We start from the raw sequence: 7552 nt of genomic DNA, 5'->3' as shown, positions 1-7552 counted from the left end.
GAGGAGATACGCCGCATCCACACCGACAACTACGGCGTCTACGGAGCCCGCAAGGTCCATGCCGCCTTGGTGCGCGAAGGCTTCACGGTGGCCCGCTGCACGGTCGAACGCCTCATGCGCCAGGCCGGACTGCGAGGGGTGATCCGGGCCAAGAGCCCGCGCACCACCCGTCCAGCCCCCGAGACCGAACGGCCCGCCGACCTGGTCGAGCGGCAGTTCACCGCCACCGCCCCGAACCAGCTGTGGGTCGCGGACATCACCTACATCCGCACCTTCTCCGGCTGGGTCTACGCCGCCTTCGTCATCGACGTCTTCTCCCGCATGGTCGTCGGCTGGCAGGTCGCCACCAGCCTTTACACCGACCTCGCGCTCGACGCGCTGGAGATGGCGATCTGGCGCCGCCGGCACACCGGTGCCGACCTCAGCGGCCTCACACATCACTCGGACCGCGGAGTCCAGTATCGAGCTCTGCGCTACACCGAACGCCTCGAACACGAGGCCGCCGTGGCCTCGGTCGGTTCCAAGGGCGACTCGTACGACAACGCCCTCGCCGAGGCGTTCAACAGCCTGTTCAAGGCCGAACTGATCCGCAACAAGGGCCCGTGGCCCGGCATCGACGACGTTGAGATCGCCGTCGCCGAGTACGTCGACTGGTTCAACCAGCGACGCCTGCACGGTGAGCTCGGCCACATCACCCCCGCGGAACACGAAGCCGCCCACTACGCGGCCGAACCACCTGCAGCACTCCAAAAAACCAGCTAACTCACTCTCCACGAAACCCGGGGCTTGACACGGTCTCGGACCCGGATCTCGAACTTGGTCCAGCCGAGCTGCTTGGCCGCGTGGTATCGCCTGTTCCCGAGGATCACGACCCATTCTGCGTCGCCAATGGCATCGGCGTGCTCGGGCTTGGCACGCCGAAACGCATCACTCGACATCGCGACAGCGGGCTGCAGCTGGCCCACTGATCGCATCGAGTCCTTCATTTCGCGGAACTCCGCGTCCTCGTCGGTGTAGTCGAGTTCAGTGCGCGGGTTGCCGGGGTTGCCGATGACTGTGTGCATGTACACGGTGGTCGGCGGGGGCTCCGGCTTGGCGGGCTGGTCAGTGCTGTCCGTGCTCTTCTTCCCGGCCTTGCCAGGGCCATCGATCAGATCCACCCAGGGCTTCTTGGTGGCGGCCATCAGCGACGGTCCTTCTTACCGGCACCGAGCTCCAGGGCGAGCTGGTAGAAGTCCTCGCGTGCTTCCATTGCTACGCGATTCTTCTTGTACTGCGTGACGACGGTGCCTTCGAGCGCTGCTCGGGTGTGGACCTTGTAGTGCCGGATGACCGTGTTCGCCAGCTTCCATCCCTGGGCCCTGACGAAGTCTTTGGTCTGCTCAAGGTCAGCTTCCCCGTCACGGGGATCCCAGTTGTTGATGACGACCAGGTAGGGAATGCCGAGCGGCTTGACGACCGATCACCGCCGCGACGTGCACCGCCGAAGCCGCGGCCGCTGCCGCTCAGCACCGCGCGGGCAGTGCCCGCCGCATGCGCGACGCGGAACCTGTTGGTCGCGGTCGCGCTGCCAGACCCGCCGCGCCGGCGGGCACCGCGACCCCGCCCGCATCGGCCGCCGCGTCGTACGGCGCCGGGCGAAGCCGGCGGGTACGTCCGGGCCGACGTCGACGCCTGGCTCGCCCGTGCCCTGGCCGCGCACCGCGGGCACTACCGTGACCCGACCGCCCGTGAAGCCGCCGCCAGCCTCCTGCCGCCGTCGGTTCTCGCGCACGCCGCGCTGCTCGCCGAACTCGTCCGCCTGGTCCCCGGCATCGACATGGACCAGCTGGCGTTCGCGGCCCGCCACCACCGAACCCGAAGCCGCCGGTGACCTCGCCGCGCTCCTCGCCCGCGCCCGCTCCGGCGCCAGCCGACCTGTCCCGTCATGATCTGGTTCGAAGTCGAGGCTGTGACCGGCGCCGACCAGATCAAGTGAGACGCTGCGGTGCCGGAAATCTCAAGCAAGCTGGCCCCAGGATTGCGGACGGCGGCCCTAACCGACGTGTTGGCGAAGACAGCCGTGGCGAGGCAGACCCCGGGCTCCGGGCCGGGGCGTCACTTCAGTTCCATGAGGGTGTCGGCGCGGGCGTAATAGTCGGCCACCGGGAGACGGTTGCGGGTGATCCTGATAAACCCGGCTTCCTCGTAGAGGTGGATGGCGGGAGCCAGCTTGCTGTTCGTGCCCAGGAACAGCCGGGCCCCACCGAGTGCCTGGGCGCGGTCGATCGCTGCGGCTATGAGTTGGCGGCCGATGCCGCGTCCCTGCGCGGCGGGGGCCACGGCCATCTTCGCCAGTTCGAACACGGCGTCCGGGTAGGCCAGAAGTGCGACGCACCCGATAGCGGTGCCGCTGCCCGGCTCGCGTGCCAGGAGCACGTCGCCGCCCGGGCCCACGATGCGGCCGAACGGATCTCCGAGAACCGCCCGGTCCTCTTCCTGCAGTGTGAACAGGCGTGAGATCCACTCCTCGTTCAACGCGCAGAACGCGTCGGCATCACTCTGTGAGGCGATCGAGGAGACCACGGTCGGGGCAGAGGTGTACGGCATGAGGCGGGTTTCCTTTCCGGTGCAGCTTCCCGTTAGCAGCCTCCGGTCCCACTCACTCATATGTCCAATACAAGCGGTAGCCTCTATCGATAAGTTTGAACTATGGATCAGCGAATCGAGCTCCGGCATCTCCGGTACTTTCTGGCTGTGGCTGAGGAACTCCACTTCGGCCGCGCCGCCCAGCGGCTGAACATTGCCCAGCCGGCCCTGTCCCAGCAGATCAGGCAGCTCGAGAAGATTGTCGGTGTTGAGCTGTTCCGGCGGACCTCCCGAAGCGTCCGCCTCACAGAGGCAGGAGCGACGTTCCAGCCACGGGCGAGGGACCTTCTGGGCCGTCTGGCGGCCGACCTCGACGAGGCCGGCCGTGTCGGGCGCGGCGAGGCCGGCCGCCTGGATGTCGCCTTCATCACCTCCGCCACCGCGATCGTCAGCGAACGGCTCCGTGAATTCTCCCGCCGCCGCCCAGACGTCCAGATCAAACTGCACGACGGCTTCACCGTCGACGTCCTGGCGGCCCTGCAGCGCGGCACAGCCGACGTCGGGATCGTGCGGGATGCCGAGGAACGAGACGATATCGACCTTTCCCTGCTGGCAACGGAACGGTTCGTCGCCGTCATCCCCACAGAGCACCCCGCCGCAAGCAGCGACCATGTGGAAGCAGCGGCGCTGGCCACTGACCCGCTGATCCTGTTCCCACGTACAGCAGGAGCTCAAGCGTTCGACGTGAACACACAGCCATTGCGGGACGCCGGCATCGACGCCCAGGCCGCGCAAGAGTGCTCGAACTGGCACACCATCATCATGCTCGTCGCCGCCGGCCTTGGCGTCACCATCGCCCCCTACAGCGTCACGACGCTGCTCCCCGCAGGCGCCCAACGTCTCGAACTCGACGGGCCTCCCACAGCGAGCCGGATCTTCATGGCCACCCGCCGAGGAGACAACCGTCCCCTCGTGCAAGCCTTCATTGCAGCATCTGAGTCTGTGGCAGGTCATGGCCACGACCGAGCGAGCCCACCACGGGCCCGCCCGGGTTCAGGGGGTGTCGCCGACCAGTCCCACCGGCCGGGCTCGCCGGGGCGGGCTTCGTAGTCGGCGCGGCCGCCGGCCCCGTACGTGCCGTCATTCGTGATCAGCATGGCCCCGGTGGCGCGTTCCGAGGGTGTCCAGTGGGGGACGTCGACGAGCTGGCCGTCCAGTGCCCCGCCGACGAGCTCGACGTACTCGCGGCCGGGTTGCTCGTAGGGGTCGGGGTCGTCGTGGTCGGATCCGTACACCCGCCGCCGGGGAAGTGCAGTCATACGGTCAGGCTGGCACCGGCTGCCCGGGGCATCATCCGTTTGTGACTGAGCTTCATCTGGCCATTCTGAGCGTCACAGGTGGCCGCGCTGCCTTGCCCGCACGAGGCGGCCCTCATCGCACGCCCTGTGTGCAGCCGCGGCAGAGTTCCTCCGACGGCTCCCGTGTAACCGCGAGGAGGCGGTGCTGTGCACCAAGCGGTTCAGCGATACGCCCTGCCGCGCACGTAGGCAATGACGAGGGTGATTGCGGTGATGGCGCACACCAGCATGCCGATGGTCAGGAAGGCGATGGCAGCCTCGCTGATGCCCGGTTCGGTGCTCACCATGGTCATGCCCTGACCGGAGTAGGTCCGGTGTTCCTTGTCCGGGTGGTTCGCGATGTAGAAGATCATCGCGGGGATCGCTGCCGCGCAGCCCGCGGCCCCTGCCAGCGGCCAACTGCCCGCCCGGCCGTACCAGGGGATCCGCGGTTTCAGAGCGACGTGCGGGCACTGTGTCAGCAGGGCGCGTCCCAGGTCGCCGGCGCGTTCGGTGAGCCCGTCAGCCCGCAGCCGGGTGCCGTCGTCGAGTTCGATCTCAATGCGGTAGCCGTTGCCGAGTCGGGTCGCGAGGCCGTTCACCGCGTCGCCGTCGACGTGAAGCGAGGTGACGCGGTTCCAGGGCCAGCCCGCAGCGCCCCGCTGGGATCCATGAACCAGGCCGCCCTGGCGAACCTCGAAGTACTCGCCGCGCTCCCCGCGCAGGGCCCGCGCGATCTGGGTCGCCGCGATCGCAATGGCGCCCAGCCCAAGGCCGAGCAGCAGGCCGATCGCCTTGTTGCTGCCGGCCGACCCCTCGCCGGTTGCCGACCAGCCCCACACGCCCAGCCAGCCGGACGGGATGGCTATAAGCAGTGCGCAGCCTGCGTTCACCCATCGCTTCCGGTGGTCCACCGCATGCCGGCTGACCACCGGGCCGAGGTCGCCGAACGTGTCTGCTCCTTTAGTCATGGGGGAAGTCAAGCAGCCGGTCTGTCGGCTCCACAAGATCGGCTGTCGGGCCGGTACTTGGGGCTGGGATCGAAGCAAGATCAAGGCGCGGCGGCACTGGGGAATGCGGCAGCCGGAAACGCGAGGGAACGAAGACAAGCCGGCCTCAACAGGCCGCTGAGCATGGAGCGGCCAACTGAGGTGCTCACTGGCCAGCCGGAGCGCTCAGTCACACCGTTCTGTGCCGGAGCGCGGTACATGTCACCAGTGAAGTTTCCCCAAGGCCGGGTAGTTAGGGCCTGCCGATCAATAACTCGCCGTCTTGATCTCTGGTGTGGGGATGCCGAGGTGTGCGGCGTAGTCGGTGAGGTCGTCGAGGGTGGCTAGCTGTGTTTGAGCGGGTTCCGCGGTGTGCCCAACGTCGTGAAGGAGTCGGCGGGTCTGGCTGATGGCCCGGTTGAGGGTCACGGGTGTCACGGTGAAGAGGGGAGCGATGACGACCTGGGGGAGCTTGAACCGCTGGTAGAGGATGGTGGCCAGGAGCCGGTCGACGAGGGTGAGGCCGGGGCGTCGGCCGGTGTAGAGGCCGGCGGCAGGGGTCTTCTGCCGGTCACCGCCGCGTCGCTGATGGAGGTCGGCTTCCCGCTGAGCCGCGCGGGCCGCGGCCAACTCGGTGACCAGGGAGTCCCACTGTTCGTGCGGGATGCCGGTGAGAGCGGGATGAGTCAGCCAGTCGCGGCCGGGGCCGGCTTCGTTCTGGGCGGAATCGGGAGGACGCCGTCCCGACAGTGTTCCTGGGGGCGAAGGGTGTAGTTCCAGTCGCCGTGCCAGTCATGGCGGCTCAGTGGCAGGGCGTTCAGCTGCCCGTCACTGATACGGACCCCGGTCTCGTAGATGGCGGTGTCGAGTTCGGCGCGGACGGTCAGCCCGGTGCGGGTGGTGGTTGCTGCGATGCTGTTCAGGATTACTTCATGGCTGGTCAGCGGCCTGCCCCGCCAGTTCATCGTGATGTGGGAGAACAGTCGGTGCTCGATTCGGTTCCACTTGGATGTGCCCGGAGGAAAGTGACACACGGTGATCTCCAGGCCGGTCTCAACAGCCAGCGCGGCCAGCTCGAACTTCCAGGCCCGGGTGCGGTAGCCGTTGGAACCACCCGCGTCCGCAGTGATCAGAAGACGGTGCGAGCGCGGGTAGGTGTCGCGCCCGACCGCGTGCCACCAGCGGCGGACGGAGGCGACGGCGAAGGCTGCGGTGTCGTGGTCGGTGCCGACGTTGACCCAGCCCGTGTCCGCGGTGAGGTCGTAGATCCCGTATGGGATCGCCTTGCCCAGATCGGCATCGGGGAAGTCGTGGGTGTGAACCCGGACCGGATCACCTTCGCGGTGCCACTCGCGGTCGGCGTTCTTGTAGTTGCCGACCAACTCCTTTTTCTTGGTGTCCACGCTGATCACCGGGTCCCCGGCGGCCTGGAAGTTCTTGGCGTGGTCGTTTGTCCCCGGGCTGGGGCCGCTGGCGGCGCAGGCCGTTGGCGTAGGCCTGCCCGAACTTCGCGCACCAGCGCCGGACGGTCTCGTGGGAGACGAGCAGGCCGCGCTCGAGCATCAGTTCCTCGACCTCGCGGTAGGACAGTGGGAAACGGAAGTACAGCCACACGCAGTGCGCGATGATCTCCACCGGGTGCCGGTGGCCTTTGTACGACGGCGGCGCGCTGTCCACGGACGACCCCTCCCAGCATGACCAACCAGAAGATCATCCCACCCGGTCAGTCAACGTGACTGTGAGGATGTTCGGGTGCCGCTCCGGGCGGTGGCTTGACTCGCAACGTGACTGGCCGTGTGCCTTGGCATTGATCTGTCGGCTGCCTGCTCGGTGCGGTGCGTGCTGCCGCCAGGCAGGGGACGTGTCCCGATAGGGGCCTTCGCGACAGGCACCGTCACAGTCTTGACCGCCCCGGCCCGGCGACGGCCACCAGCACCCAAGGCGATCAGGAGAAGGCGACCTTGACCAGCATCACGCAATCCGCTGCCCCGTGTCACATCCCGGCCGACGCCGCCGAGGAGATCCTGCTCGGCGTGGACACCCACAAGGACGTTCACGCCGCGGCTGTCATCACCATGCTCGGTGCCGCCCTGGACGGCCGGAGCTTCCCGGCGACCGCGCAGGGATACCGCCAACTCGTCGCCTGGGCCCGCTCGTTCGGGGTGGTGCGACGTGCCGGCGTCGAGTGCACCGGCTCCTACGGGGCAGCCTTGGCCCGCCACCTGCACGCCGAGGGAATCGAGGTCACGGAGGTCAACCAGCCGGACAAGGCCGCCCGCCGGCGCCACGGCAAGACCGACGCCGTCGACGCCGAGGCCGCCGCCCGCGCCGTGCTGTCCGGACGCGCCACCGCCACGGCCAAGACGAGCGACGGCCCGGTGGAAATGCTGCGGCTGTTCAAACTCGCCAAGGGATCCGCGATCAAGTCCCGCACCCAGGCCATCAACCAGCTCAAGAGCGTCCTGGTCTGCGCCGACTCCGCCCTGCGCGAGGCCCTGGCCAGCCTGACCAACCCGCACCTGATCAAGCGGTGCGCCGCACTGGAAGCTCTGGACGCGACCGTGCCTGCTACAGCTGCCCGGCACACCCTGCGTCTGCTGGCCCGCCGAATCCAGCACCTGACCGAAGAGATCGACGACCTGAACCAGCGGATAGCCG

Annotated in this window: 9 protein-coding genes and 2 pseudogenes; 4 read left to right on the top strand and 7 right to left on the bottom strand. The window is 68.0% G+C overall.

Going from position 1 to position 7552, the window contains the following annotated elements; translation table 11 throughout:
• Window positions 1-762, top strand: a 762-nt coding sequence (locus ACIRJP_RS41510; protein ID WP_404186276.1) for an IS3 family transposase, incomplete at its 5' end; no start/stop codon positions are given.
• Here the strand turns inward: ACIRJP_RS41510 and ACIRJP_RS41505 are convergent.
• Window positions 759-1184 (bottom strand): ParB/RepB/Spo0J family partition protein, encoded by a 426-nt coding sequence (locus tag ACIRJP_RS41505; RefSeq protein ID WP_404186274.1) that lies wholly within the window; start codon window positions 1182-1184, stop codon window positions 759-761. The genes ACIRJP_RS41510 and ACIRJP_RS41505 overlap by 4 nt on opposite strands.
• Window positions 1185-1522: 338 nt before the next feature.
• Here ACIRJP_RS41505 and ACIRJP_RS41500 point away from each other — a divergent pair, with 338 nt between their 5' ends.
• Window positions 1523-1873, top strand: coding sequence for a hypothetical protein (locus tag ACIRJP_RS41500; RefSeq protein WP_404186272.1), 351 nt, complete (start codon window positions 1523-1525; stop codon window positions 1871-1873).
• 224 nt (window positions 1874-2097) lie between these two features.
• Here the strand turns inward: ACIRJP_RS41500 and ACIRJP_RS41495 are convergent, their stop codons facing one another.
• A complete protein-coding gene (locus ACIRJP_RS41495; RefSeq protein WP_404186270.1) occupies window positions 2098-2589 on the bottom strand; it encodes a GNAT family N-acetyltransferase in 492 nt (163 codons plus the stop codon).
• 102 nt (window positions 2590-2691) lie between these two features.
• Between ACIRJP_RS41495 and ACIRJP_RS41490 the strand changes: the two genes are divergently transcribed.
• Window positions 2692-3678 carry a LysR family transcriptional regulator gene (locus tag ACIRJP_RS41490; RefSeq protein ID WP_404186268.1) on the top strand — a complete coding sequence of 329 codons (987 nt, stop codon included), beginning with the start codon at window positions 2692-2694 and terminating at the stop codon, window positions 3676-3678.
• Here the strand turns inward: ACIRJP_RS41490 and ACIRJP_RS41485 are convergent.
• The 5 genes and pseudogenes from ACIRJP_RS41485 to ACIRJP_RS41465 form a co-directional block, all read right to left on the bottom strand.
• On the bottom strand, window positions 3579-3887 hold the full coding sequence (locus tag ACIRJP_RS41485) for a hypothetical protein (protein ID WP_404186266.1): 309 nt from the start codon (window positions 3885-3887) through the stop codon (window positions 3579-3581). The genes ACIRJP_RS41490 and ACIRJP_RS41485 overlap by 100 nt on opposite strands.
• Window positions 3888-4087: 200 nt before the next feature.
• Window positions 4088-4876: a hypothetical protein gene (locus tag ACIRJP_RS41480; protein WP_404186264.1), complete on the bottom strand. Its 789-nt coding sequence runs from the start codon at window positions 4874-4876 to the stop codon at window positions 4088-4090.
• A gap of 285 nt (window positions 4877-5161) precedes the next feature.
• On the bottom strand, window positions 5162-5524 hold the full coding sequence (locus ACIRJP_RS41475; protein WP_404186262.1) for a hypothetical protein: 363 nt from the start codon (window positions 5522-5524) through the stop codon (window positions 5162-5164).
• A gap of 56 nt (window positions 5525-5580) precedes the next feature.
• Window positions 5581-6342 (bottom strand): annotated as a pseudogene (locus tag ACIRJP_RS41470) (ISAzo13 family transposase); the annotation flags it as partial.
• A 4-nt stretch (window positions 6343-6346) separates the two neighbouring features.
• Window positions 6347-6571: pseudogene (locus ACIRJP_RS41465) on the bottom strand (IS6 family transposase); the annotation flags it as partial.
• Between the two features lie 284 nt (window positions 6572-6855).
• Here ACIRJP_RS41465 and ACIRJP_RS41460 point away from each other — a divergent pair.
• On the top strand, window positions 6856-7552 hold a 697-nt coding region (locus ACIRJP_RS41460; RefSeq protein WP_404186260.1), incomplete at its 3' end, for a transposase.

The sequence above is a fragment of the Streptomyces sp. NPDC102437 genome (genome assembly GCF_044765565.1).
Lineage (GTDB): Bacteria > Actinomycetota > Actinomycetes > Streptomycetales > Streptomycetaceae > Streptomyces.
The sequence above is the reverse complement of the archived record's forward strand: the minus strand, read 5'-3'. Positions and strand labels throughout refer to the sequence as shown.